At 50.9% G+C, this 1,716-nt stretch carries 1 protein-coding gene; it reads left to right on the plus strand.

The annotated features are described in order from the left end of the window. Positions 1–119: 119 nt before the first annotated feature. On the plus strand, positions 120–1,658 hold the full coding sequence (gene iscB, locus BUB87_RS13875) for an RNA-guided endonuclease IscB (protein ID WP_234946016.1): 1,539 nt from the start codon (positions 120–122) through the stop codon (positions 1,656–1,658). Positions 1,659–1,716: the final 58 nt, after the last annotated feature.

Genomic DNA, 1,716 nt, shown 5'->3' on the forward strand with positions numbered 1-1,716 from the left:
GTCATAGACCCCATGGCTGAAGCCAGGGGCTTGGGGACAAGCCCTGCAGCTAAGCCAGACCTATGACCAGCCTGAGTGCCGGAGTTCAGCCGGAACGATGAAGGCACTACGTTGGGAGGGTGCACACCTTAAGATGCATTCCCAGTCTTCTGCCCTGTGGCACAGCGTTAAAAGCGAGCAGGGGTGCAGCGAGCGGTGCGCTGTGCGCTAAACCCCTTCCAACATTGACGAGGGAAGACCGCGGATCGGCAATCCGCGGCGTCACCAGCCCCGTAAGGGGCTCCGAAAGGAGAGAAGGAAGAATGGTTTTTGTCTTGGATAAAAAGAAGAAACCGCTCATGCCGTGCACGGAGAAACGCGCAAGAAAGCTGCTGCAAAGCGGCAGAGCGGTGGTGCATAGATTAATGCCCTTTGTTATCCGTTTGAAAGATAGAACGGCAGAAGAGAGTAACTTCCAACCGTTAAGGTTGAAATTCGATCCAGGAAGCAAAGCAACAGGTTTTTCCGTGTTGAGAGAAGAGAGTGCCGAGAAATCAGCAGCAATAATAATGGGAGAGATTCATCACAAGCAGGGAATAAAGGACAGCCTTGACAGCAGAAGGGCATTGAGACGTGGAAGGAGGAACCGCAAGACGCGTTACAGAAAACCGAGATTCGATAACCGCAGGAGGGAAGAAGGCTGGCTGCCGCCGTCATTGGAAGCTAGAGTGGAAGAGACTGTGAGGGCAGCAGAGAAACTGATGAAATGGCTGCCCATCACATCGATAAGCACAGAGCATGTCAAATTCGATACCCAGCTCATGCAGAACCCTGAAATCAGCGGAATTGAGTACCAGCAGGGCGAACTGTACGGATACGAAATAAGAGAGTACCTGTTAGAGAAATACGGCAGGAAATGTGCATACTGCGGTGCCGAGAACGTGCCTTTGCAGATAGAGCACGTGGTACCCAGAAACCCAAAACACGGGCCGAGAGGCACGAACAGGGTTTCCAATCTCACGATTTCGTGCGAAAGGTGCAACCAAGACAAAGGGAACAAGCAACCCGAAGAATGGCTTGAGGAACTGCAAAAATCGAAACGAAAAATAGATCGGGTGCGAGCGGAGAACCTGCTGAAGGTGATTGCGAACCTGAAGAAACCGCTGAAGGATGCAGCGATGATGAATGCAACGAGATGGGCATTGTACGAGAGGCTGAAGCGTACAGGATTGCCGGTAGAATGCGGTACGGCTGCAAGGACGAAAAAGCAGAGGATAGAGCACGGATTTCCCAAGACCCACTATTTTGATGCTTGCTGCGTGGGTGCCAGCACGCCAAAAACAATCGAGATAAAGACGAAGTATACAGAGATATGGACGGCAGTAGGCAGAGGCAGCCGTAAAATGTGCAATACAGATAAGTACGGATTTCCGATAAGCCACAGGCAGAGGAAAAAGAGATATTTCGGATTTCAAACGGGCGATGTAGTGGAAGCCGAAGTTCCTTCAGGGAAATATAAAGGCACGTGGAGAGGCAGAGTGGCAGTGCGCGCCAGCGGGTATTTTGATATCAAAGACAGCAAGGGAAATCGTATATGTCAGGGAATTTCATATAGGTACGTAAGGTTATTGCAGTACGCGGATGGATGGCAGTATGAAAAAGAGAAAGCAGCTTATTAAAGCATGCGCTCCTCCCCATGGCTGAAGCCAGGGGCTTCCGCGCTATGCTTTTTGGTGA

It is taken from the genome of Caldanaerobius fijiensis DSM 17918 (assembly GCF_900129075.1).
Taxonomy (GTDB): Bacteria; Bacillota; Thermoanaerobacteria; order Thermoanaerobacterales; family Caldanaerobiaceae; genus Caldanaerobius; species Caldanaerobius fijiensis.